Raw genomic sequence first — 24,384 nt, forward strand, 5'->3', positions numbered from 1 at the left:
TGCGAACCGCAGCCAGCTCCGGTTGTCGAACGTGCGCCACCCGGCAACCCGGCCGGTTATACCAGTTATACTTGACCGTCCTTCGCCATCGGCGATTTCGCTGTTTCCCGACCGCACTCTACTTTATGCGCACGAAACTCAAGAGCATCAGCCTGATCGCCGCGGGCCTCGCGACCGGCGTGTTCGCGACGCTGCAATTTTCCGCTGCGGCGCAGCAGCAATCCGCAACGACGCCGCTGCCACTCGATCAGCTCCGCCTTTTCGCGGAAGTGTTCGGCCAGATCAAGCATGACTACGTCGTGCCTGTCGACGATAAGAAGCTGCTCACCGAGGCCATCAAAGGCATGGTCTCGAGCCTCGACCCGCACTCCTCGTACCTCGACAAGACCGATTACCAGGAACTGCAGGAGCAAACGAAGGGGCGCTTCGCCGGCCTCGGGATCGAGATCTCGCAGGAAGACGGGCTCATCAAGGTCATCTCGCCGATCGAGGACACGCCGGCGTTCCGTGCCGGTATCCGCCCGGGCGATCTCATTACGCGCATCAACGACAAGCCCGTACGCGGCATGACGCTCGATCAAGCCGTTAAGCAGATGCGCGGCGAGCCCGGCACGAAGGTCACGCTGACCCTCTTCCGCAAGAGCGAGGACCGGACGTTCCCGGTGACGGTTGCGCGCGCGATCATTCGCGTGCAAAGCGTGAAGGCGAAAGTCGTCGCACCGGGCTATGCGTATGTGCGCGTCACAAGCTTCCAGGAGCGCACCGTGCCCGATCTCGCAAGCAAGCTTTCCGACATCGCACGCGAGCAACCTAACCTGAAGGGCCTCGTCCTCGATCTGCGCAACAACGGGGGCGGGTTGCTGCAAAGCGCAGTCGGCGTCGCGGGCACGTTCCTGACGTCCGATTCGGTGGTCGTCTCGACGAACGGCCAGATTGCCGATTCGAAGCAGATTTACCGCGATACGTACACGAACTACCGGCTCCCGTCGTTCGATGCCGATCCTCTGAAGAATCTGCCGGCCGTCTACAAGACCGTGCCGATGATCGTGCTGACGAACGCGTATTCGGCCTCGGCGTCGGAGATCGTTGCCGGCGCGCTGCAAGATCAGCACCGTGCCCTCATCATGGGCAAGACGACGTTCGGCAAAGGCTCCGTCCAGACGGTACGGCCACTCACGACTGACACGGCCCTGCGCCTGACAACGGCCTACTACTACACGCCGAGCGGCCGCTCGATCCAGAACAAGGGCATTCGGCCCGACATCCCGGTCGATCAGTTCGCCGATGGCGATCCGGACGACGCGTTCGTCACGCGTGAGGTCGACTACACGAACCACCTCGCCAATACGCAGGATCCGAACGAGAAGAAGGAACAGGAGCAACGCGAGCAGGACCGACTACAGCAGCTGCAGCAGCTCGAGCAGGACGATGACAAGAAAACGCCCGAGCAGCGCGCCAAGGATCGCGACCGCAAGCCGATCGAGTTCGGTTCGACGGACGACTATATGCTGCAGCAAGCGGTGAACAAACTCGAAGGCAAGCCGGTGCAGGAATCGAAGTCGGTCGCCGAACGCCGGCTCGCTCAGCGCAAGGTGGAACAGTCGGCCTCGGCACCTGTTGCGGTCAAGCCCGCAGCGGCGACGCCTGCCAGCGCCACCTCGAAATAATCCTCGTGCCCGCCTTGGCGCCGCCTTCGGGCGGCGCTGCCGTTATGAACGACGATCAACTCCTTCGCTACTCCCGCCATATCCTCGTCGACGAGCTCGGCATCGAGGCGCAGCAGCGGTTCCTCGACGCTCACGCGATCATCATCGGCGCAGGCGGGCTTGGCTGCCCTGCCGCCGTCTATCTGGCGGCGGCGGGCATCGGCAAGCTGACGCTTGTCGATGCGGATACCGTCGATCTCACCAATCTCCAGCGGCAAATCCTGCACATGACAGCGTCCGTCGGCCGGAAAAAGGTCGAGTCGGGGCGCGAGGCCATCGGACGGCTGAATCCCGACGTGATCGTCGAGGCCGTCGATACGCGCGTGGACGAGGCTTGGCTCCATGCCACCGTGCCGAACGCCAGCGTCGTTCTCGACTGTACCGACAACTTCGCCACGCGGCACGCGATCAACCGTGTTTGTGTCGCGCATGGCGTGCCGCTTGTGTCAGGGGCCGCCTTGCGTTTCGACGGCCAGATCAGCACCTTCGATTTTCGTAACGCCGCCTCGCCGTGCTACGCCTGCGTATTCCCGGAAGATCAGCCGTTCGAGGAAGTCGCCTGCTCACAGATGGGCGTCTTTGCGCCAACCGTCGGCATAATCGGGGTCATGCAGGCCGCCGAAGCCCTACGCGTCGTGGCTGGCGTGGGCGAAACGTTGACGGGACGGTTGATGATGCTCGACTCGCTGCGTATGGACTGGACGACAATGAAGATTGCCCGGCAGACCGACTGCCCCGTTTGCGGCAGCCGCCCCCGAGCCTGATTCGTCCCGATCCATCTAAACACGACGCGGCCCGCGTATGCGCCGCGAGAAAACGTAAAGAAAGCACGTTAAGCTTGCGCCAGCCGGCTCAGCGCGGCCTGAAGCTCCTCGGGCTCGAACGCCGCGAGCACATCGGCAGCGGGCTCCCCGAGCCGCTTCAAGTCCGCCCGGAGAATTTCCTGCTTCACGACCAGCAACTGGCTCGGATGCATCGAGAACTCGGTCAAGCCCATGCCAAGCAAAAGGCGGGTGAGCTGCGGGTCGCCCGCCATCTCGCCGCAGATCGATACCGGCACGCCCGCGCGCTTCGCCTCGCGCAGCGTAAAAGCGATCAGATGCAGAACGGCCGGATGAAGCGGATCATACAAATGGGCGACGGAGTTGTCGGCCCGGTCGATCGCGAGCGTGTACTGCGTCAAATCGTTGGTACCGATCGATAGGAAATCGACGCGCTTCAAAAATAGCGGCAAAGCGATTGCGGCCGCCGGGATTTCGATCATCGCTCCGATTTGCACTTTCGGATCGTACGACAAGCCGGCATCCTCGAGCTGCCGCTTCGCCTCGCGGATCAGCGCAAGGGTTTGGTCGATCTCCTGCGCATGGGCGAGCATCGGAATCAGAATCTTGACCTTGCCGTACGCCGACGCCCGCAAAATCGCGCGCAGCTGCGTCAGAAACATCTGCGGCTCCGACAGGCTCCAACGAATCGCACGCAAGCCAAGCGCCGGATTCTGCGCCGTCTCGAAGCCTTCGCCGCCGCCATGCATGTCGAGCGGCTTGTCGGCGCCGACGTCGATCGTGCGGATCGTCACGGGCAAGCCGCTCATCAACTCGACCGCATGGCGGTAAGCCGCAAACTGCTCTTCCTCCTCCGGCATCCTGTCCCTGTGGTTCATGAACAGGAACTCGGTGCGAAAGAGCCCGATGCCGACTGCGCCCGCTTCGATGGCGGCGCGTGCGTCGTCGGGCAACTCGATGTTCGCGCACAGCGAAATCTTGGTCGCGCATAACGTTTGCGTCGGCGAGAACTTAAGTCGCTGCAGCTTCTTATGCTCAAGTGCCTTTTCGGTCTGCCGGTACGTGTACTCTTCGAGGACAATCGGCGCCGGGTCGACGATCACGATGCCCTGATCTCCGTCGACGATGATGAGGTCGTCCTGACGGATGAGCGTACTCGCATGCTGCATCCCCACTGCGGCGGGAATGCCAAGGCTGCGCGCAACGATAGCCGTATGCGAGGTGCGGCCGCCGAGATCGGTGACGAACCCCTGGAACGTCTGATTCTTGAACTGGAGCATATCGGCCGGCGAGATGTCATGGGCAACCACGATCATCTCTTCGATCGACTCTCCATTTGCACCATCAACCAGTGCCGCAGTCGAAGGCGCACCGGCAAGCGCTTTCAAGATCCGCTCGACCACCTGCCGGACGTCTGCCTTGCGCTCGCGCAAATACTCGTCCTCGATGTCGTCGAAATGGCGCGAGAGCCGCTCGAGTTGCTCGGTCAGCGCCCACTCGACGTTAAAGCGGCGCGTACGGACCAAGTCGATCGTCTCCTGAACGAGCATGGCGTCGTTCAGAATCATCGTGTGGACGTGGATGAAGGCGCCAACTTCGCTCGGCGCATCCGCCGAAAGATCCTCGTTTAGGCGCTCGAGCTCGTTCTGCACTGCTTTCAGCGCCGCACGGAAACGTTCGATCTCGCATTCGATCTGGGCGAGCTCGACCAGGTAATGGTCGACATCGAGCGCAGCCGGCGCGATCAGGTAAGCACGCCCGATCGCGATGCCGCTTGACACTGGAATTCCATGCAGCGAGAACGACACGCGGACCTCCTTGGAGATTTTGATGCCACGGCGCCAACACCGCTGCAGCACTGGTCATTTGACCCTAAGCAGGAATTATAGATTCCGTTGCTCGCGGCTGGCTGCATGCAGCGCAGCATTCCCGATGTGCGGGCCACGCGTGACGACGGCTGCGTGAAGCCGATTCCCAAAGGCTAGCGCAAAGAGCGGCCGATAAAAAAGCCGCGGCTGGCGCGGCTTCTTTTTTCTGCGGTTGTTTGTCGTGGCCTATGCCGCGCCGACACATCATTGTCCTTCGCCGAATTTGTCCGCGATCAGCTTCAACAACGCATCCATCGCTTCCTTTTCATCCGGCCCTTCCGTCTCGAGCATCACGGTACTGCCGATGCCAGCCGCAAGCATCATCACCCCCATGATGCTTTTCGCATTGATGCGACGTCCATTGCGCGTCATCCATATTTCGGACTCGTAATTCGCAGCTAATTGCGTCAGCTTAGCGGACGCGCGAGCATGCAACCCCAGTTTGTTCACGATCGTGGTGTCTTGTTGAAGCATCTAATGTCCCGATGGAATGTCCCGATGGGCGAAAAAGAAAGCGAAACGGATGCTGCTGTCAGCGGCGATTTGAGCTCTCGCCCGTGTGCACCGTGCCGGCCGCGCGTGTAGCTGACTGCGTTGCCTGTGTTCCACTATCCGCGCAGCCCGTTGCAGTGGCGGGCAGGCACGGAGAAGGCGTTGCCGCCACGCTTGGCGCCATGTGCGGGTCGATTGCTTGCACCCCGCTGGCTGCACCCGCCAACGCCTTTTCAACGACCTGATCGAGCGGTAGGGCGCGATAGCAGACTGAGCGCACAAGCATCGGCAAATTGACGCCCGCCAGCACGCGCACATCCGGCAGCGTGGAGAGCCGGCACGCAATGTTCGCGGGCGTTGCGCCGTACATGTCGGTCAGCACGAGCGCGCCGTTGTCCTCGCGCAATCGGGCGACCTCCCTTTGCGCGTGCTCGAACAGCTTCACCGGGTCGCAATCGGGGAGAATATCGATCCCGCCGATGCGTGCCGGTAGCCCGCCATAGATATGTGCGACGCACTCTCTGAGCGCCGTCGCGAGCGGCGCGTGCGCGATGATCAAGATGCCTGCCATATCTGCCTTGCAACCAAAAACGAGCGTCATGCGCCCCTCGCCGGGCGACTGCTTCGGCATGTTTCGCCTCGCGCAGCCCCGCTCGGCCCCGAGCTGACTCACCTGCCAGCCGCGCTCTCGCGTGGTGCGGCGCATTCGCGCACGCCCTAAGCCGCTGAGCGCACCAGGCAGGTCACGGCTTGCCCCGTCCCAACGATGCCGGTGACGGGTTCAGCCGTCGCCAACGCAAACCGGGCACTTCCGCAAGTTTCTCATTGTAGCAGGGCAATTTTCGCGCGATTTCAAGCACTCTGGTCCGGGTTTGCGTGCCCGGACTCATTTTTCAGTGCTTAGCCCGAATTGGCCGCCCAGCAGCGGCGCTCGCCTCTCGACGACCGCCTTGTTCAGGACGGTTACGCCGCGGCCCGCTCCAGCGCGTCGATCATCATCGCGGCCACATCGAAACCTGTCTGATCCATGATTTCGCGGAAGCAGGTCGGGCTGGTGACGTTGACTTCGGTGAGCCAGTCGCCAATCACGTCGAGCCCGACGAGCAGCAACCCACGTGAGGCAAGCACCGGCGCGAGCGTTTCGGCGATCTCCCGATCGCGCGCCGTCAACGGCTGAGCGACGCCAAGCCCGCCCGCCGCCAGGTTGCCGCGCACCTCGTTGCCCTGCGGGATGCGCGCCAGCGCGTAGGGCACAGGCTCGCCGCCGATCAGCAGGATGCGTTTGTCTCCGGCGGAAATCTCGGGAATGTACTTTTGGGCCATGACCGAGCGAGCCCCGTCGTGGCTCAGCACCTCAATGATCGCCCCGAGATTCATGCCGTCATGCTTCACACGAAAAACACCCATGCCGCCCATGCCGTCGAGCGGCTTGACGATGATGTCGCCATGCTCGGCATGGAATGCACGCAGGCGCGCGGCGTCCCGGGTCACGAGCGTCGGGGTGACGAATTGAGGGAACTCGCCGATCGCGAGTTTTTCCGAGTGATCGCGAATCGTTTGGGGCTTGTTGAAGACGCGCGCACCGGCGCGTTGTGCCAGTTCGAGCAGCCAAGTGGAGGTGACATACTCCATGTCGAACGGCGGATCCTTGCGCATGAGCACCGCACCGAAACTTTTGAGCGAACGCTGCTCGAGCGGGCCGTCCTCGTGCCAGGGGTGGCGGTGGAGATCGTCCACATCGCCCGTGAGCGTCACACGGCGCACGGTGGCTTCGACATCGCCCGAAGTCCATGCGAGATGATTCGGCTCGCAAGCGAAGATCGCGTGCCCTCGCCGCGCCGCCTCAGCCATCATTGCGTAGGTCGAGTCTTTGTAAATCTTGAAGTTCGCAAGCGGATCGGCAATAAAAAGGATTTCCATGTATTTCCTGGTGCCCCGAAGCGGGCTGATGTCGTACGTAAAATGCCGCTTCGGAACCGGCGCGGCACGTGCGTCCGGTCCGCTTCGCGCTCTCGTGCGACGAGAAGCGCGAACGCTGCGACGATGTTCAAACCTGGATGGCCTCTGGGTCTGTCTTTTCGAGCTCGACCGAAGCGGCCAGCAAAGCGAGCCGCGCGACGACGCCGTACATATAGAACCGGTTCGGCGGCGCGGCACCCGGTTTGGCATGCGCGTCGGGCAGCGCCGTATGTTCGAAGCCGAGCGGCACGAAGTGCATCCCCGGCGCGTTCAGGTTCTGATCGCGGTCCCGGCCGCCGTGCACGCGGTAAAAGCCGCCGACGACATAGCGGTCGATCATGTAGACGACGGGTTCGGCCACTTCCTCGCCGATGCGCTCGAACGTGTAGACGCCCTCCTGCACGATGACGTCGTGAACTTGCAAGCCGCCTTTGGTCGCCGACATGCGTGCGCGCTCGCCTTTCGTGAGACTCGCCACTTCAGCGGCGTCGTGCACCGTCATGACGCCACGACCGTCCGTGCCGGCGTCCGACTTGATGACCACGTAGGGCTTTTCACTGATGCCGTACTCGCGGTACTTGCGCGCGATCTTCTTGATGACGGCATCGATCGCATCGGCAAGCGCCTCCTCACCCGTGCGCGCCTCGAAATCGACACCCGAGACGTGCGCGAAGTAGGGATTCACCATCCACGGATCGATCTCGACCAGCTTCGCAAACTTTTTTGCGATGTCGTCATAACAGGCGAAATGCGTCGACTTGCGTCGCACGGCCCAGCCGGCGTGCAGCGGCGGCAGCACGTACTGCTCATGCAGATTCTCGAGCACAGCGGGCAAGCCGGCCGAGAGGTCGTTGTTGAGCAGGATCGAGCACGGATCGAAGTTTTTCAAACCGAGCCGGCGCGGCGTGCGCTCGAGCGGTTCGAGAACGATCTTCTGCCCGCCGGCGAGCGAGATCGTGACCGGACCTGCGATGTTTTCGTCGAGCGTGCCGAAGCGCACGTTCAGGCCCGCCTGGCGCATGATCGTGGCGAGCCTTGCAACGTTTTCCAGATAGAAGGCGTTGCGTGTCTCGTGCTCGGGAATGATCAGCAGGTTCTTCGCGTCAGGGCAGATCTTTTCGATCGATGCCATCGCTGCCTGGACGGCAAGCGGCAGCACTTCATTGGGCAGGTTGTTGAACGCGCCCGGAAAAAGGTTCGCATCGATCGGCGCGAGCTTGAAGCCCGCGTTGCGCAGGTCGACGGAGCAGTAAAAAGGGGGCGTATGTTCCTGCCATTCGAGCCGAAACCAGCGCTCGATCGCCGGCGTGGCATCGAGGATCTTCCGCTCGAGATCGAGCAGAGGACCGTTTAACGCCGTAACTAGGTGCGGAACCATTGAGCACTCGCAGACAGGAGAGAGAAAGATTGTAGAACATGCGGAGGCATCGCCCTGCCGATTTGGGGATGCTCGTTCGAATTCGCAAGGGGGAACGGCGACTTTTATCAGATCGACAGGCGGCCAAAGCGGGGACCAGCAGCGAGCCGTCTGTTAGCGGATCGTTTTTATTATGTGCCCCGCTCGGCGTGTAATGCGCATTACAACAGGGGCGCACATAAAAAAAGCCCGCCTTGCGGCGGGCAAATCGCTGTGCTCTATGCTAGCGGTTCCGGAGAAGACTTGCTCCTTTATTCGACGTGCTCGCCATGCAGCACGACGTCGAGACCTTCGCGTTCCTCTTCTTCAGCCACACGCAGGCCCATAACCATATCGATGATCTTCAGCAGAATAAAGCTGACCACGCCGCTGTAGATGACCGTCGTCAGTACGCCCTTCAACTGCAGGATTACGCTGCCGTCGGCGCCGCCAATGTCCTTGACTGCGAAAACGCCCGTCAGGATTGCGCCGACGATACCGCCGACGCCATGCACGCCAAAGCAATCGAGCGAATCGTCATAGCCCAGCTTGGTCTTGAGCCACGTGGCCGACCAGAAGCAGATCACGCCGGCAGCAACACCGATGACGATCGAACCGCCGACACCGACGAAGCCCGAAGCCGGCGTGATCGCAACAAGACCCGCAACAGCGCCGGACGCGATGCCCAGTGCGGACGGCTTGCCCTTTGCGATCCACTCAGCGAACATCCAGGCGAGCGCCGCGCATGCCGTGGCGACTTGCGTCGTCAGCATAGCGAAGCCAGCACGGCCGTCGGCCGCTACGGCGGAACCGGCGTTGAAACCGAACCAACCCACCCACAGCATGGCCGCGCCCATCAGCGTCAGCACCAGATTGTGCGGAGCCATCGCTTCGCGGCCATAGCCGACGCGCTTGCCGAGCACCAGTGCACACACGAGGCCTGCGATACCAGCGTTGATGTGAACGACGGTGCCGCCCGCGAAGTCGAGGATGCCTGCTGCAGCCAGCCAGCCCGTCGGTTCCCAGACCATGTGGGCAATCGGCGAATAGACGATCACCGACCACAACGTCATGAACACGAGCATCGCCGAGAACTTCATGCGGTCAGCAAATGCGCCCGTGATAAGCGCCGGCGTGATGATCGCAAACGTCATCTGGTAGACGAAGTAGACCGTTTCCGGGATCGTCTGCGCGAGATGGCTCACGGTCAGCGTCGTGGCTTTGTCACCCTTGATGTAGGCCATGCCCGCGAGCAGCACGCGCGAGAAGCCGCCGATGAACGCATTGCCGGGCGTGAAGGCGAGGCTGTAGCCGACGACCGTCCAGAGCACCGTCACGACGCAGGTAATCGCAAAGCTCTGCATGACCGTGGCAAGCACGTTCTTCTTGCGCACCATGCCGCCGTAGAAGAGTGCGAGGCCCGGAATCGTCATGAAGAGGACGAGCGCCGTCGAGGTCAGCATCCAGGCGGTATCGCCCGAGTTGATCTTCGAGGAATCGACGGAGAACGGAGCCGTCGGGGCGGCCGGCGCGGCGGCAGTTGCATCGGATGCAGGAGCGGCTGCCGCAGGCGCGGGGGCCGACGCCGCAGGCGCACTCGCCGCATCGGCGCTAGGCGCGGACGCCGTCGCAGCCGGCGCCGAAGCGGCCGCGGCGCTCGACGCATCGTCGGCCAAGGCCGCACCGACGCCGCCCGCGAGCAGCGAGGCGGCCATCGCGAAGGACATCAGAAATTTGCGCATCTTTGTTTTCCTCTTATCGCTAACTTTTGATTTACAGGGCGTCTGCGCCCGTTTCCCCAGTACGAATCCGAATCACCTGCTCGATCGGCGTCACGAAAATCTTGCCGTCCCCGATCTTGCCCGTGCGGGCCGCACGCTCGATCGCCTCGATCGCCTGTTCGACGATGTCGTCTGACACCGCGGCTTCGATCTTGACCTTCGGCAAAAAGTCGACGACATACTCGGCTCCACGATAGAGCTCGGTGTGCCCCTTCTGACGCCCGAACCCCTTGACCTCCGTGACTGTGATGCCCGAGACGCCGATCGCCGACAACGCTTCGCGCGCCTCATCGAGCTTGAACGGCTTGATGATTGCGGTAATGAGTTTCATGAAATCCTCTTTTTCGTTGCGTGAGCCTCGTTGCCTGTCGCCGAAATGCTGTGCGGCGACGCCGTACGCCCGCCAAAACCGCGCGCCGGCTGGTGTTGATCTTTCAAAGCAATTACTATGCCATCACTTTCATTTCCATCCAGGCCCTGCGGGTAAGCGACGCGCTCTGGCGCATCGGCCGGACGGCCAACATGGGCCGCTTGCGCTGGCGCGGGCTGGCGATCATTGCTAGAGTGTTCGCACGAAGGACGGCAACACCGCGCACCAAGCGCGTTCATGCCGCCGCAAAGCGGCGCGTCAACGCACCAAAAATGATCATTCGTGCGTTGTGGCCGCGTTTTTTAGATTTTGCGCACCGATTTTGTGCGCGTAAGGGGAACCATCATGAGGCAACCGAACGATTTCTTTCAGGACTTTCAGGCGCGCATGAGCGAGCTGCTCAAGCACTCGCCTGCGAAAGACGTCGAACGCAACGTGAAGGCCATGCTCTCGCAGGGTTTCTCGAAGCTCGATCTCGTCACGCGTGAGGAGTTCGACACGCAAACTCAAGTCCTGCTGAGAACCCGTACCCGGCTCGAAGAGCTGGAGCGGCGCGTCGCCGAACTCGAGCAGAAGCTCGCTCAAGCACAGGAATCGTGAGTCCCGCTTAAACAGCGTCTCGCGAATCGAATCAGCGCTCGGCAAGCGAGCCTTGTTCTAGAACCCGGCCGATAACGGCCTTCGTCATCGCAAAGGGCGGCTTGTAGTTTCCGTCGCCGCCCGCCTCCGGGAGAAGCAATGTCGCTTGCCGTGGTGCGCTCGCGCGCGCCGGCTGCTGGCCGCGCGCCTGAAGTTACCGTCGAAGTTCATCTTGCCAATGGGCTGCCGTCGTTTTCGATCGTCGGTCTGCCTGATCTAGAGGTACGGGAAAGCCGCGAGCGCGTCCGGGCCGCGCTCCAGAACTGTAGCTTCGACTTCCCGGTACGCCGCATCACCGTCAACCTCGCGCCCGCCGATCTCCCGAAAGAATCGGGACGATTCGACTTGCCGATTGCACTCGGCATCCTTGCCGCAAGCGGCCAGATTCCCGCCGCATCGCTAAGCGAACGCGAGTTCGCAGGAGAGCTATCGCTCACCGGAGCACTGCGGCCCATGCGCGGGGCATTCGCGATGGCTTGCGGTACGGCTCGCCGTCATGGCCGCGAGCAAGCCTTTGGTGCCAGCGGGGAGTGCGGCATTAGCACGAGCCGTGAGCCTGAGCGCTTGCCCGAACTCTATCTGCCACTTGAAAGCGCGCATGAAGCGGCCCTGGTGCCGGGCGTGGATGTCTTCGGGGCGGCCGACCTTCCGTCGCTCTGCGCGCATCTGGCGGGTGCCGTCGACGGGCGGCTCGAGCCGCTCGCGGTGCCAACGATCGAGCGAGCCGCCGGAGCTGCCCCGCCCGACATGGCCGACGTCATCGGCCAGCCCGGTGCGCGGCGGGCGCTCGAAGTGGCGGCGGCGGGTGGCCACCATATGCTCATGGTTGGCCCGCCCGGCGCCGGCAAGTCGATGCTGGCCGCGCGGCTGCCGAGCCTGCTGCCTCCGATGACCGATGAGGAGGCGTTGACGTCCGCCGCGTTGCTGTCGGCAAGCGTGCTCGGCTTTTCGCCGGCGCAGTGGCGGCGGCGGCCCTTTCGCGCACCGCATCATTCGTCGAGCGCCGCGGCGCTCGTCGGGGGACGCAACCCGCCGCAGCCGGGCGAGATTACGCTCGCGCATCTCGGCGTCCTGTTTTTGGATGAACTGCCCGAGTTCGACCGCCATGTGCTCGAAACGCTGCGCGAGCCGCTGGAAGCGGGCCGTATCACCATCTCGCGCGCGGCACTGCAGGCAGACTTTCCCGCAGCGTGTCAGCTGATCGCGGCAATGAACCCGTGCCCGTGCGGTTGGCGCGGCGATCCCACGGGCCGATGCCGCTGCACGCCGGAAGTCGCCGCACGTTACCTGCGTAAGCTTTCGGGCCCACTGCTCGATCGCATCGACATTCAAATCGAACTGCCGGCGCTGACGCCCGCGGAGTTGTCGGCACGCGCGAGCGAGCCCGGCGAGTCGAGCGAGTCCATCGCCGAGCGCGTCGCCACAGCTCGGGATCGGCAGCTGGCGCGGCTGGGCAAAATGAACCGCGAACTGAGCGGCCGTGAGGTGGATGAAACAGCCCGCCCCGATGCGTCCGGCGAATTGCTGTTGCGCGAAGCGAGCGAGCGCTTCGGCTGGTCCGCTCGCGCTTACTATCGCGTCCTCAAAGTGGCGCGGACGATTGCCGACCTCGCCGGCAGCGAAAAGCCCGATGCCAACCATATCGCCGAGGCGATCCAATACCGCAGAGCGTTCGCTGCGTCCTGACCAAAAAAGCGCCGTGAAGACTTATGCACAAGCCGACACCGATCCCCGTCAATTACCCGTTTAAAGACATTGCGTTAGAAGGAACGTATATTTGGTTGATTTAAATCATTTTTTTTGAATCGGGGCAGCAACGATGTTTGATCGTAAGACCTCGCGCGCGCCAGCATCTACTGCTATCCCCAACGTTTTCAACAAAGTTGTCCACAACAACTGTGGATAGACAGAAAAAGGTCAACGGGATCCGTTATTTAAGACGCTGTTCTGTCAATCGACTTTCATTAGATGAATTGTGAATTGGATCGCTGCCCGGCCCCGCGGTCGCCTCGCTCTTTCTTTAATACAGTTTGAACGATTCGAAGAACTGATCCGATTGCTCACGCGGCGGCGCCTTATCAGCCGCGATGACGACCTGATAGACGCGCCTTCCGCGTGCGGCGATCCAGGCATGGAGCACCTTGTGCGCACGCTCGGCGCCCACCGCGCCGCTCACCACGATCTCGAGCCCAGGTACTTCTCCGCCTTCTGTCAGTGGCACTTGCACGGGGCGTGCGTCTGCGGCCGCGCCAAGGTTGCGTGCAAGCCCCGTACGCAGGTCGTCGAGCACCGCGCGTTGCAGTTGCGGATCGTCGCTCGGCAAAACGATCGTCCCAACAGCGAACACGGCTCCCGCCACGTGCGCCGCACGCATATGCATCGGCATCGAGGCGCCCGCGAGGTCGATTGGGCGTTCGTCGAGTGTCGGCTTCGCAGGCAAGTCAATCGCATAGCCGTCCGACTCGTCAGTGACGATGCGCCAGTTGTACGTCGGGGAGCAGCCCGCGAGGACGACGCCGATCAGCACAAGGCTCGCGGCTGCACGTAGCAGCCGACTGGCGCCCGCTCGCCGCTCTCGCCATGCTCGACGCATTTGCGACGAAGACCAGGACGAGGACGATTGAATCGCCATTCGGTCGTAAAAACGCGATTTGAACATGGGAGAACGAATCGAGAGAGATGCTATCGACGGCGTGAGCGTCTCGCGCATTTCCCGCCGGTGCAATTGTGATTATCTGCTTTTCGCAAAGCGCAGGATGCCTGAACAACGCGACGCCAAGAGCCCACACAGCTGCCCGCACAGCTCGGCAACGCCGCAATCCCGACCGGCTAGCCACAAAGCGCGGCGACTCGAGCATCTCGGACTTCCGCATTGACGTTGACATTGCGCATGCGCCCCGCGCCGGTTCCCGTTTGGCGCTAAAATTGCGTCGCCTTTTCCCAGCAACGCGCACCGCCGCGCACCCGCGCTTCCGAGGTCGCCCCAAATGAGCCAGACACCCGCCCCCGTCTCTCCTGCACGCAGCGGCAGCCCGCTCCGGTACATCGCTCTGGCGCTTGTCGCAGCCGCGATCGCCATTGCCGGGTATTTCACTTTCGGCACTTCGCAGCGGGTGCCTGATGCGACGTTTACGCTCCTTTCCGGCCAGAAAGTTTCGACGGCCGATCTCAAGGGCAAGGTCTATCTCGTCAACTTCTGGGCAACGAGCTGTTCCACCTGCATGCAGGAAATGCCGCAGATGGTCGATACCTACAACCGGTTCAAGGACCGCGGGCTAGAGTTCGTCGCCGTCGCAATGAACTACGACGCGCCGATGTATGTCGCGAACTATGCGCAAACACGTAAACTGCCGTTCAAAGTCGCCATGGACGACGGCAGCGCCGCCAAGCAGTTCGGCAACGTCCAGTTGACGCCCACGACGTTCGTCGTCGACAAGAACGGCACGATTCTTAAGCGCTATGTCGGCGAGCCGCAATTTGCCGAGCTCGATCAGCTATTGCAAAAGGCACTGGGAACCTGATTCACGCAACCGCCCGATCCACGGCTGCAGGAACGCCAGCAAGCAGATCATCTCGCTGCCCGCGGCTCCGTGACTCCGTGACTCCGTGACTCCGTGACTCCGTAAGTCAGATGGCGGCACCCGCGGTTGGCTGCGGCCGGCAGCCTTCCCCAACCCGCGCGGGAAGCCGGTCAGCCAGTATCCTTGCCGTTCTCCCCGCGCTCGGCGAGACCATATCGTTTGATCTTTTCATAGAGCGTCGCCTTGCCGATTTGGAGATGATCCGCCGCGGCGGCTACAGACCCACCCGTTGATTCCAGCGAGTCGGCGATCACTGCGCGTTCGAACTGCTCGACACGCTCCTTCAACGAGAGCAACACCGCCTCACCCGTGCCGGTGTCATCACCGGTCATCGCCTCGGCCTCTGCCACCCCAAGCACGAAACGCTCAGCCGCATTGCGCAACTCGCGCACATTGCCGGGCCAGTCACGCTCCATCAACCCCATGCGCTGGCGCTCGGTCAATACCGGCGCCGGCCGCTCATAGCGCACGGCGGCCTCGAGCAGAAAATGCTCGAAAAGCGGCAGGATGTCCTCGTGACGCTCCGAGAGCGGCGGCACGGCAATCGTGACGACATTGAGCCGGTAAAGGAGATCACGCCGGAACGTGCCGGCCGCGACATGATCAGCCATGTCGCCTTTCGCCGCGGCGACCACCCGGCAGCTGACCCGAACCGGCTGGTTCGAGCCCAGCCGCTCGAGCACACCGTCTTGCAGCACGCGCAGCAGCTTCACCTGAAGTGCGAGCGGCATGCTTTCGATTTCGTCGAGAAAAATCGTGCCGCCCGACGCGTACTCGAGCTTGCCGATGCGGCGCTTCGCTGCCCCCGTAAAGGCGCCGGGCTCGTAGCCGAACATCTCCGATTCGAACATCGCCTCCGGCAGGGCGCCGCAATTGACCGCAACGAACGGCTTTGCGCGGCGCGCAGAAAGCTCGTGCAGGCTGCGCGCGACCAGTTCCTTGCCGGCACCCGTATCGCCGTTGATCAACACCGCGGCGTCAGTCGGCGCCACTTTGGCGATGAGCCTTCGCACTTGCTCCATGGCCGCGCTGCGGCCGATCAAGTTGGGCACCAAGGCGTCGCGTTCGGCAAGCGCTTTGCGCAGCGCGACGTTTTCGAGGGCGAGGCGCCGCCGTTCAAGTGCGCGTCGCACCGTCTCGATGAGGCGCTCGGAGGCGAACGGCTTCTCGACGAAGTCGTAGGCCCCGTCGCGCATCGCCTGCACCGCCATCGAGATATCGCCGTGCCCCGTCACAAGAATGACGGGCACATCGAGCGCGTGCTCGCGGCAATGCTCGAGCAGCTCGAGCCCGCTCGCGCCGGGCAACCGGATATCGCTGACAATGACGCCAGGCGGCGCCCCCGTTTCATCCAGCGCGGGCTTGGCTGCTTCGACGGATGAATATCCGATCACCTCGAAGCCCGCGAGCTGCAAGCTTTGGACACTAGCGCGCCGGACGAGCTCATCGTCCTCGATGAAAATCACTGGAAGGCTTTCGATCATCATTGGTTGGGCTGCCATGACGGCTTTCGTGCGAAACGTGCAAACCGTGTAAACAGAAAACATTGAAAGTAGAGCGTGGCCGCTCCGATTTAGCGCGACGACGTCTCCGTGTGCGCGCTCGTCGCGGCACGCCTCAACGTCAAAACAAACGCGGCACCGCCTTCAGGGCCATTGCGGGCGACGAGCGAACCGCCGCAGTCGCGCGCAATCGATGAGACGATGGCAAGCCCCAGACCCAGCCCGTGGCCCACGGCTTTTGTCGTAAAAAACGGTTCGAAAAGCCGCGGCAGAACATCGGCCGCGATGCCTGGCCCATTGTCGCTCACCACGATCGCGACCGTCGTCAACGAAGCGTCGATATCGATTGCGATTCGTGGGTCGGGGACGCCCACCACTGCATCGAGCGCGTTGGCGATCAAATTGATGAGCGCCTGCTCCAGACGCAAATCATCGCAATAGCCAACGAGCTCCGGATAATCGGCGCTGACGTCGAGCGGCTCGCGCTCGGCATCGGTCTCATCCTCGGCCGCCACCCGTATCGTGACGCCCAACGTCACCGCCTGAACCCGCCGCTGCAACACATTGAGCGAATTGCGGACCGCGCGCGCCACAAACGCTTTTGCCGTACGCGGCTGCGCACGCCCGACGAACAGTTTCAGCTGGTTCGTGATTTTGCCCATGCGCTCGGTCAGCGCCGAAATCGCTTCGAGGTTCTCGTACGCCGCGGTTTGATTGCCCCGCTCCAGCAGCACACGGGTATTGTCTGAAAACGCCCGCAGCGCGGCGAGCGGCTGGTTCAGTTCATGCGTAATACCGGCCGCCATCTGACCGAGCGCGGCCAGCTTGCTTGTCTGCAGGAGCTCGTCGTGTGCCGCGCGCAGCTCACTCTCCGCGCGCCTGCGCTCGCCGACTTCCGTTTGAAGTTGTGCATTGGCCGCCGACAGATCGGCAGTCCGCTCAGCCACGCGTTCGTTCAGCTCGGCATAGGCGGCCTGCAACAAGGTGCGGCTTCTCATCATCTCCAAGAGGCGCGCTCGCCGCGTATGCCAATAGATCGCCAGAAGGCACAGCGACACGAAGCCGAAGCCGACAGCCGCCGCTGCATTGCGCGCGTCCGCCGCAACGGAGTCGATGGGCGACAGCGTAATGAGCTGCCAGTCCGGCGTGTGCAGCTTGCGCTGCGTCACCAGAAAATGTGGGCCGAAACGTTCGTCGCCGATGTGGACGATCTTTGCATCGGCGGCTAGCCGCACGGTGGCGATCGGCAGCGCACTCACGGGTTCATGCGCGTACTGACGCGCGCTCTCGATGGTCGCGGTGACCGAGGCTGGCAGCGGCGCCAGGGCGCGATATTTCCATGCCGGCACCGAGGACAGAAAAATGACGCCGTGGTCATCGGCCACCAAAAGCGGTTCCCCGGCATCGGTGCCCTGAAACCATTCCAGGTTGACCTTCATGACAGCCACGCCAGCGATGCGCCCGTCACGGTAAACCGGCTGCGAGAGAAAATAACCCGGCACGTGAGAGACGGTGCCAATGCCGAAGAAACGACCGACGTGGCCTTTCATCGCATCGATGAAATACGGCCTGAAGAGATAGTTGGTGCCAACGAAGCTGTCGTCATGGTCCCAATTGCTCGCAGCTACGCATTGGCCGTCCGCCCGGATCACATACGTGACGTTGGCCTGCGCGTGACGGTTGGCGTCTTCCACATAACGATTGGCGCGCGCCACGTTATCGGGCGTAGGGTGCTCGATCGCGTCCTCGACGAACGGATGGCTCGCCAACACGTAGCCGAGCGCCTCATAGCGATCGAGGGTGTCCTTTAACGCGCTGGCCGTGCGGTCGGCCCGCACGGCGGCTTGCTGCTGCAGCGCGTCGATGCCGTGCTCCCAGGCAATACGCCATGTGAGCGTGCAAACGGCCGCAAGCGCGACGGCGAGCACGAAGGCAACGATGAAGCGGCGCTTCACGGTGGCGATTTCCAGGCGAAGGTAGGCATCCATTGTGGCATAGCGCGACGGCGGCGCCTGCGCGTTTGCCTGCCCTCGCCCGTCCCGCTCGGCACTCACCTCATTGCGCTCGGGGTGACTCAGCGCACGCGTCGCGGGAGCAAGGCGTGTCACTCAAGCGCCGGCGGTCTCGGCTTGGGCAACGCCGGCCTCGCCGCGCAGCGCGCGAGCGAGCTTTGCCCGGTCAAGCTCCTTCTCCCACGCCGACACCACAACGGTAGCAACGCCGTTGCCAACGATGTTGGTCAGTGCTCGGCACTCGCTCATGAAGCGATCGATGCCGAGTATCAGCACCATCCCCGCGAGCGGAATCGTCGGCACGACGGCGAGCGTGGCGGCGAGCGTGATGAAACCCGCACCGGTCACACCGCTTGCGCCCTTCGACGTGAGCATCGCAACGGCGATGAGCGTCAGTTGCTGAGTGAGCGTCAGGTCCGTGTTCGTCGCTTGCGCGATGAACAGCACGGCCATCGTCATGTAGATGTTCGTGCCATCCAGGTTGAACGAGTAGCCGGTCGGCACGACGAGACCTACGACGGAACGCGAGCAACCGAGCTTCTCGAGCTTCTCCATAAGTTGCGGCAGCGCGGCCTCGGAAGAGCTCGTGCCGAGCACGATCAGCATCTCTTCCTTGATGTAGGCGATGAAGCGCAATATGTTGAAGCCGACGATGCGGGCGATGGTGCCAAGTACGACAACCACGAAAACAATCGACGTGAGATAGAACGTGCCGATCAGCTTGAGCAGCGGCAGAAGCGAGCCGACACCGTACTTGCCGATCGTGAACGCCATCGCACCGAAGGCGCCGATGGGTGCGAGCTTCGTAACAATGCGCACGATTCCGAAAAGCACATGCGAGAGACTTTCAATGAAGGTTGTCACGGGCTTGCCGCGCTCGCCGATCGTGGCCAGCACGCTGCCGAACAGAAGCGCGATCACCAGGATCTGCAATATCTCGCCTTGGGCGAAGGCGTCGACGAATGTCTTCGGAATCAGGTGCATGAGGAAATCGACGACGCTCTCACCGTGTGCCTTCGCCGCATACGAGGCGACGGCCTTGCTGTCGAGCGTCGCGACGTCCACGTTGAAGCCGGCGCCCGGCTTGAGCACGTGTGTCGCGATAAGGCCGAGTGCGAGTGCGAAGGTCGAAACGATTTCGAAGTAGAGCAACGCCTTGCCGCCGACGCGCCCCACCTTCTTCATGTTTTCCATGCCCGCGATGCCGCTTACGACGGTACAGAAAATGATCGGGCCGATCACCATCTTCACGAGCGCAATGAACGCGTCGCCCAACGGCTTCATGTCGATCGCCAGGTCTTTTGCATAGTGGCCTAGCACAACGCCGGCAACAATCGCCGCGATCACCTGAACGTAAAGGATGCGATAGAGGGGTGTCTTAGGACGGGGCATGGCATGTCTCCTTGATTTTTGAGTAGTGATTCGAGCGGACAGCGAACCGCTCGCGGGCTGGTCAAGTGCAAGCTCCGCGCCATTTGATTGCGGCTTGTAGATGCTTGATTTAAAAGGAGATAGTTGATGCGCCGCGAGGTGGCATTCCAGGCTTCCGGAATTCAACTCAAGTGGCATCCGGAAAACTGGATGGTCTTGTCCGATTAAGCCGATTCAATGTCGGGGGCGTCAAGCCAATGAGGGTTTGACGCACGGGCAAGCCGAACTAGCGTCCACACCACGACGTTGCACCGCGTTCGGCCGGAACCAGAATCTGCTTCTTCGTGTGTCGCTGAACGACCCGTTGCGGACGCCGGACCAAGCCTTCCATAACCGTCCGGTTCTAGGGTGCAGCGATCATTCCCGGTTCGTCATATCGGGTCAGTAGTAGCCGAGGATGGCGACCGACTGCACTTCGGAAGCCGCCCATCACATCCGGCCCGTTCAAGTGGATCGCTAATGCGCAGGTTTGTACTCACCTTGGGGATCAAACGCGGCGCCAGCACCGCGACAGCTTTCGTTATCAGCCTGCTGCTCGGGTTTGTCCGGTTGTCGCGGCCCCGTACGAAGCATAGCCTTCGTAATGATTTAGTAAGGAGTCGTTCACAGGGTGCCGGGTAAGTCAGCCGTTCTCGCGACCTGCGCTAGATGCACCGGTATCAGGATTGCAGTCCACCGTTTGGTGCCTGGATGCCGGAGTGCCCACCGTCACACGGGTCATGCGGGTGTGCCGGACGATGCTCTGAATGACGGCTGAAGTGACTGTTTGGGGGCTCAAATGGTTGCGCACAAACAGCTTTACAAATCACTTTATTTTCAGGTGATCGTCGCGATCATCGCCGGTATTTTGCTGGGATATTTCGCCCCGCACACTGGCGAGGCGATGAAGCCGCTCGGCGACGCCTTCATCAAACTGATCAAGATGATCATTGCTCCCATCATCTTCTGCACAGTGGTCGTCGGCATCGCTGGCATGGAAGACATGAAGAAAGTGGGGAAGACCGGCGGGCTAGCGTTGCTCTATTTTGAAATCGTCAGCGGTCTCGCCTTGATAATCGGATTGCTGATTGTCAATGTGGTGCAGCCCGGTGCCGGCATGAACGTGGACCCGAAGACGCTGGACGCGAAGGCAGTGGCTACGGTCACCAGCGGGCGCAAATTGGAGAGCACCACTGAATTCCTGATGAACATTATCCCCTCGACCGTGGTCGACGCGTTCGCCAAGGGCGAGATACTTCAGGTTCTGTTGTTTGCGCTCATGTTCGGCTTCGCTCTGCACTCGTTCGGCGGCAGAGGTACGCTGATATTCGACTTTGTGGAGAAGATCTCCCACGTGTTCTTCCGCATTGTCGGCATCATCATGAAAGTGGCGCCGATCGGCGCGTTTGGCGCGATGGCCTTTACCATCGGCAAATATGGCATCGGCAGCATACTGTCCCTTGGGAAGCTGATGCTCACGTTCTATGCGACCTGCCTTTTCTTCATACTCGTAGTGCTAGGACTGATTGCTTGGTTCCATGGTTTCAGCGTGTTGAAGTTGATCAAGTACCTCAAGGAGGAACTGTTTATCGTGCTTGGAACGTCTTCATCGGAAGCAGCGCTGCCTCGCGTGATGGTGAAGCTGGAGAATCTTGGCGCGAAGAAATCAGTGGTTGGACTAGTCATTCCTACCGGATATTCCTTTAACCTCGATGGCACGTCGATCTACCTCACGCTGGCTGCCATCTTTATCGCCCAAGCGACCAACACGCCGCTGGACCTCACGCATCAGCTTACGTTGCTTGCCGTGTTGCTGCTGACCTCGAAAGGCGCTGCCGGTGTTACGGGCAGCGGGTTCATCGTGCTCGCGGCAACCCTGTCTGCGGTCGGGCATGTGCCTGTTGCAGGGCTCGCGCTTATTCTTGGCGTCGACCGCTTCATGTCCGAAGCGCGCGCGTTGACGAATTTCATCGGCAATGCTGTGGCTACATTGGTGGTCGCCAGGTGGACCAACGAACTAGACCAACCCAGAATGCGCAGGGTCTTGAATAACGAGACGGCGGAGGAGGCGAACGAGCCGGAAAAGGTGTTTGACCGTACGGACGAAAAGATGCCTATCGCTACGGCGGGAGCGCGATCGCATAACTGAAAGATCCGGCGTTCGATGATCGACATGTCGTAGTCGGCGGGCAGCGTGAAGCTATATTGCATTGCGAGCATCGGTGGTTTCCTTCCATGAAAGTTGTCGAGCGGATGGAACTGGCGTCTGTTGGACCGTCACGGTGGCGTTACGCTGATCAACCTGGTCCATCGTGGAGGCCTCCTTTTTTTCGATGTTCGTGTCGCGATCTTGGCATCCGACTTCCCATCGGGAAAGCGGGAAGTTACGATATTATCCATCGGGAAATCAGATGGATAAACGCGTGCGCCGCTTTGACCTTGAACTGCTCAATACGCTCGCCGCAGTTGCCGATGCTGGCAGCCTCTCGGCGGCTGCGGCTCGACTGTATCGTTCACAGTCGGCGGTCAGCGAACAGATCCGCAAGCTCGAGGAGTCGTGCGGCCTCGCGCTGTTCGTGCGCGGCAAGAAAGGCGCATCGCTTACACCAGCCGGCGCGCGCCTGTTGGAACACGCGCGCAGGCTGCTGGACCTGAATGACCGCGCCTATCGGGACATGCAGGGTCTATCGCTCGCGGGGGACTTGCGTCTCGCGATTACCGACTACTTCCGGCCGGCCGACATTGCCGCGGTGTTAAAGCGGTTGGGCGATCAGTACCCCTCGTTGCGATTGCATGTCTCGATCCGCAAGAGCGCGCTGATCGAGCGGGATGCAGGCTCAGGCACAGGCGATTTTGATCTCGGGCTATCCATGCGTGTCATGGACCCGGAATTGCGTTGGCAGAACGCGAACGCGGTGGGATTTTCAAGCGTCGTGTTCCGTCGTGAGCCGCTTGTGTGGATCGCAGCCCCGTCATTCGCGCGGCCGACCGGGCAATCCCTCCCGCTCGTGGCATTGCCGGATACCTGCTCGTTGCAGCGATACATGCTTGCAAGGCTCGACCAAGCAGGCGTGGACTATTTCATCGCGCATTCGGCGTCGGGCGTTGCGGGGTTGCAATCCGCGTTGTCGGCAGGATTGGGCGTCTCCTGCCTGAATGCTTCGGCAGCACCGCCCGACGTGGTGCCCGTCAATGCCGCGTGCCGTCTGCCGAAGATGCCTGATGTGGAGTTCAGTCTGGTTGTTCAGAAAAGCGCAGACGGTACGCTTGCCGATGAGGTCGCACGCTTGCTTGCAGCATTGTCCTGATGCTCCCCTAAGCAAGTACCTTTCGGTCTTCACGACCGACCGAGACCAAGCGGTCATAATCAGCGTTTGATCGAGTCGCCGACCGACGTGACGCGCCGGATGGCGATTGCGCGAAGGTCTGCATTCTGGGAAGAGCCGACGTCTGAACGTCCGCGTGACGCGACAGGTGGATGCCTGTTGATGGCCGGACTCGGAAGTTCCTCGGCGGATGGGCGACTGCTGCCCCCCTCCTCCTAGCGACCGTCCGTAGCCGCCCCGTTCCCGCCTTTCAGTTCGATCCTCCGAACGACATGATTTCGCTCCACAGCGGCCGCTTTGGCTCCGCCTGGTTGGCACTGCTGACGCCCGCCGGTCCCTCGGTTGCGCCGCTGTCAAGCGAAACGTCGGGCGGCTGCACGCGAGCCAAAATCCCCTGCGGGTTAGGGAATAACCATCGGCCACCACGCCGGCATGTCATCGTGGTGGGCCAGTACCGAGCCGTTTTTCACAATGGCCATGAGTCGATGGGTACGCTGTCCGTCATCACGATCCCGTGAGTTATCGAAGAACGCGGCTAATGGCACGATTTGCAGGGCTTTTTCAATTGATCATCTCGAAATCGCCGAGCTTGAACGTCTTATCGAAGAACGGCTGCTTAGGCGCATACAGGCGGAAATAGACAAACCATCCGTCACCGGGGACGGTCTTCATATGATTTTTGTCGTAACCGATAGGCGCAGTGGGGCCGATGAAGAGATCGACGCTGCCATCATTATTGTATTTAAGGTCTCTCATGGTACTGTCGAGATTCACGCTGCGGATTTCCGTTCCGCCGTTGTCGTAGGCGCGGCGCGTGTTTTCGCTGTACAACGTGAGAGCCCAGAACTGCCCTACGGGGACGTTTGCAGGAACATGTAACTTGTAGGTCTTGTCGGCTCTCAGCATTCGGCCTTCGCTGTCGCGTTTGGAGGTCATATAGACCTGCCCGGCTCCGGGCGTTGGATTGACCATGCCGTGGCTGCTTGTCACGGCTTCATAAAACCATGTAGCTCGCTCATCGAGCTCGAGGCGAATATCGTTCTCCTGCGGGATGTGGAAGTCGAAGCTCTTATACCAACTCGTGCATTTCCAATAGGGCTCGGTATAGCGCGGGTTGACCTGCAAGTTACGGTTCATCAACTCGCCCATCGCCCCGCCCTTCATCAGTGCCAATGTTTGGCGAGCATCCGGCTTGAATGGCTTTCCTTTTTCGATTCCGAGCGGCATGAGCATGGCCATCCAAGCTTTGTCGACTTCTCGGACGGGTTCTTCGTTGATGATCTCGGCCAGCTTTACCCAGTACTCGATGCCGCGCGGCGCTGTTGCGCTCCACTCGACGTTCTTGCCCTTGATGAACCTGCTCGGAGTTAACGTCCCGTCTACGCGCCCCATTTTGTACTCGGACGTAAACTTGTCAAAGTATCCTGGGTCTCGCTCTAAGATGCGGAGCCCGACAAACACGTTGTTCGTTGCGCTCTGGAAAACGTGGATTCCGTCCTTCCTATACTTCGCCGGATCATCTTCTGGACCAGCGATGATGTAGCTTGCTCCCCGGCCTTT

19 protein-coding genes are annotated in these 24,384 nt (G+C 61.5%); 7 read left to right on the forward strand and 12 right to left on the reverse strand.

Annotated features, from left to right (window positions below; all coding sequences use genetic code 11):
* The first annotated feature begins 125 nt into the window (after positions 1 to 125).
* Both VL598_RS04105 and VL598_RS04110 read left to right on the forward strand, forming a co-directional pair.
* Positions 126 to 1,667 carry a S41 family peptidase gene (locus VL598_RS04105; protein ID WP_325325423.1) on the forward strand — a complete coding sequence of 514 codons (1,542 nt, stop codon included), beginning with the start codon at positions 126 to 128 and terminating at the stop codon, positions 1,665 to 1,667.
* 44 nt (positions 1,668 to 1,711) lie between these two features.
* The gene (locus VL598_RS04110) at positions 1,712 to 2,470 is read left to right on the forward strand and encodes a HesA/MoeB/ThiF family protein (protein ID WP_325325424.1); all 759 of its coding nucleotides are present in this window, start codon (positions 1,712 to 1,714) and stop codon (positions 2,468 to 2,470) included.
* Between the two features lie 68 nt (positions 2,471 to 2,538).
* Here VL598_RS04110 and ptsP read toward each other — a convergent pair whose 3' ends face one another.
* The 7 genes from ptsP to VL598_RS04145 form a co-directional block, all read right to left on the reverse strand.
* Positions 2,539 to 4,314: a phosphoenolpyruvate--protein phosphotransferase gene (gene ptsP, locus VL598_RS04115; RefSeq protein WP_325325437.1), complete on the reverse strand. Its 1,776-nt coding sequence runs from the start codon at positions 4,312 to 4,314 to the stop codon at positions 2,539 to 2,541.
* A gap of 246 nt (positions 4,315 to 4,560) precedes the next feature.
* A complete protein-coding gene (locus VL598_RS04120; protein WP_325325425.1) occupies positions 4,561 to 4,830 on the reverse strand; it encodes an HPr family phosphocarrier protein in 270 nt (89 codons plus the stop codon).
* Positions 4,831 to 4,888: 58 nt separating this feature from the next.
* Positions 4,889 to 5,419 (reverse strand): PTS sugar transporter subunit IIB, encoded by a 531-nt coding sequence (locus VL598_RS04125; RefSeq protein WP_325325438.1) that lies wholly within the window; start codon positions 5,417 to 5,419, stop codon positions 4,889 to 4,891.
* Between the two features lie 392 nt (positions 5,420 to 5,811).
* Entirely contained in the window at positions 5,812 to 6,768 is a 957-nt protein-coding gene (gene gshB / locus VL598_RS04130) for a glutathione synthase (protein WP_325325426.1), read from the reverse strand.
* 127 nt (positions 6,769 to 6,895) lie between these two features.
* Complete coding sequence (gshA, locus tag VL598_RS04135) at positions 6,896 to 8,185, reverse strand: glutamate--cysteine ligase (RefSeq protein ID WP_325325427.1); 1,290 nt, start codon at positions 8,183 to 8,185, stop codon at positions 6,896 to 6,898.
* Positions 8,186 to 8,475: 290 nt separating this feature from the next.
* Positions 8,476 to 9,945: an ammonium transporter gene (locus VL598_RS04140; RefSeq protein ID WP_325325428.1), complete on the reverse strand. Its 1,470-nt coding sequence runs from the start codon at positions 9,943 to 9,945 to the stop codon at positions 8,476 to 8,478.
* Between the two features lie 31 nt (positions 9,946 to 9,976).
* Positions 9,977 to 10,315, reverse strand: a complete 339-nt coding sequence (locus tag VL598_RS04145) for a P-II family nitrogen regulator (RefSeq protein ID WP_027795982.1) — start codon at positions 10,313 to 10,315, stop codon at positions 9,977 to 9,979.
* Between the two features lie 384 nt (positions 10,316 to 10,699).
* Between VL598_RS04145 and VL598_RS04150 the strand changes: the two genes are divergently transcribed.
* Positions 10,700 to 10,954 (forward strand): accessory factor UbiK family protein, encoded by a 255-nt coding sequence (locus tag VL598_RS04150; RefSeq protein WP_325325429.1) that lies wholly within the window; start codon positions 10,700 to 10,702, stop codon positions 10,952 to 10,954.
* A gap of 138 nt (positions 10,955 to 11,092) precedes the next feature.
* The gene (locus tag VL598_RS04155) at positions 11,093 to 12,679 is read left to right on the forward strand and encodes a YifB family Mg chelatase-like AAA ATPase (protein ID WP_325325430.1); all 1,587 of its coding nucleotides are present in this window, start codon (positions 11,093 to 11,095) and stop codon (positions 12,677 to 12,679) included.
* Between the two features lie 334 nt (positions 12,680 to 13,013).
* Here VL598_RS04155 and VL598_RS04160 read toward each other — a convergent pair whose 3' ends face one another.
* Positions 13,014 to 13,652, reverse strand: coding sequence for a hypothetical protein (locus VL598_RS04160; protein WP_325325431.1), 639 nt, complete (start codon positions 13,650 to 13,652; stop codon positions 13,014 to 13,016).
* A gap of 328 nt (positions 13,653 to 13,980) precedes the next feature.
* Here VL598_RS04160 and VL598_RS04165 point away from each other — a divergent pair, with 328 nt between their 5' ends.
* Positions 13,981 to 14,514 (forward strand): TlpA disulfide reductase family protein, encoded by a 534-nt coding sequence (locus VL598_RS04165; protein WP_325325432.1) that lies wholly within the window; start codon positions 13,981 to 13,983, stop codon positions 14,512 to 14,514.
* 170 nt (positions 14,515 to 14,684) lie between these two features.
* On the opposite strand, the gene VL598_RS04170 is transcribed toward VL598_RS04165, so the two are convergent.
* The 3 genes from VL598_RS04170 to VL598_RS04180 all read right to left on the reverse strand — a co-directional run bounded on the left by VL598_RS04170 (position 14,685) and on the right by VL598_RS04180 (position 19,480).
* The gene (locus VL598_RS04170; RefSeq protein WP_325325439.1) at positions 14,685 to 16,058 is read right to left on the reverse strand and encodes a sigma-54 dependent transcriptional regulator; all 1,374 of its coding nucleotides are present in this window, start codon (positions 16,056 to 16,058) and stop codon (positions 14,685 to 14,687) included.
* Positions 16,059 to 16,147: 89 nt separating this feature from the next.
* Positions 16,148 to 18,130, reverse strand: a complete 1,983-nt coding sequence (locus VL598_RS04175) for a sensor histidine kinase (protein ID WP_325325440.1) — start codon at positions 18,128 to 18,130, stop codon at positions 16,148 to 16,150.
* A gap of 54 nt (positions 18,131 to 18,184) precedes the next feature.
* Positions 18,185 to 19,480: a dicarboxylate/amino acid:cation symporter gene (locus VL598_RS04180; RefSeq protein WP_325325433.1), complete on the reverse strand. Its 1,296-nt coding sequence runs from the start codon at positions 19,478 to 19,480 to the stop codon at positions 18,185 to 18,187.
* An 817-nt stretch (positions 19,481 to 20,297) separates the two neighbouring features.
* Here VL598_RS04180 and VL598_RS04185 point away from each other — a divergent pair.
* Both VL598_RS04185 and VL598_RS04195 read left to right on the forward strand, forming a co-directional pair.
* Positions 20,298 to 21,647 carry a dicarboxylate/amino acid:cation symporter gene (locus tag VL598_RS04185; RefSeq protein WP_325325434.1) on the forward strand — a complete coding sequence of 450 codons (1,350 nt, stop codon included), beginning with the start codon at positions 20,298 to 20,300 and terminating at the stop codon, positions 21,645 to 21,647.
* Positions 21,648 to 21,909: 262 nt separating this feature from the next.
* Positions 21,910 to 22,806, forward strand: coding sequence for a LysR family transcriptional regulator (locus VL598_RS04195; protein WP_325325435.1), 897 nt, complete (start codon positions 21,910 to 21,912; stop codon positions 22,804 to 22,806).
* A gap of 579 nt (positions 22,807 to 23,385) precedes the next feature.
* Here the strand turns inward: VL598_RS04195 and VL598_RS04200 are convergent.
* A partial coding sequence (locus VL598_RS04200) for a DUF1214 domain-containing protein (protein ID WP_325325436.1) occupies positions 23,386 to 24,384 on the reverse strand: 999 nt, incomplete at its 5' end.

Origin of the sequence: Trinickia sp., from assembly GCF_035492435.1 — a bacterium.
Lineage (GTDB): Bacteria > Pseudomonadota > Gammaproteobacteria > Burkholderiales > Burkholderiaceae > Trinickia.